The 250-nt window shown below is 52.0% G+C and carries 1 rRNA gene; it reads right to left on the bottom strand.

The features are described 5' to 3' along the window. Positions 1-250: ribosomal RNA gene (locus tag AB4Y44_RS42755) — 23S ribosomal RNA — on the bottom strand; the annotation flags it as partial.

Raw genomic sequence — 250 nt, 5'->3', positions numbered from 1 at the left:
TTGGCTGACGGTACGGATAAAGAGTACAGGCTGGTCCCATTTCGCTCGCCACTACTTTGGGAATCTCGGTTGATTTCTTTTCCTGCGGCTACTTAGATGTTTCAGTTCGCCGCGTTCGCTTCACATGGCCTATGTATTCAGCCATGGATACTCCATTCGGAGTGGGTTTCCCCATTCGGACATCTACGGATCAAAGCTTGTTTGCCAGCTCCCCGTAGCTTTTCGCAGGCTACCGCGTCCTTCATCGCCT

The sequence above is a fragment of the Paraburkholderia sp. BR10937 genome (assembly GCF_040965695.1).
Taxonomy (GTDB): Bacteria; Pseudomonadota; Gammaproteobacteria; order Burkholderiales; family Burkholderiaceae; genus Paraburkholderia.
Note: the sequence above shows the minus strand (reverse complement) of the source record. Positions and strands in the feature narration are given on the sequence as shown.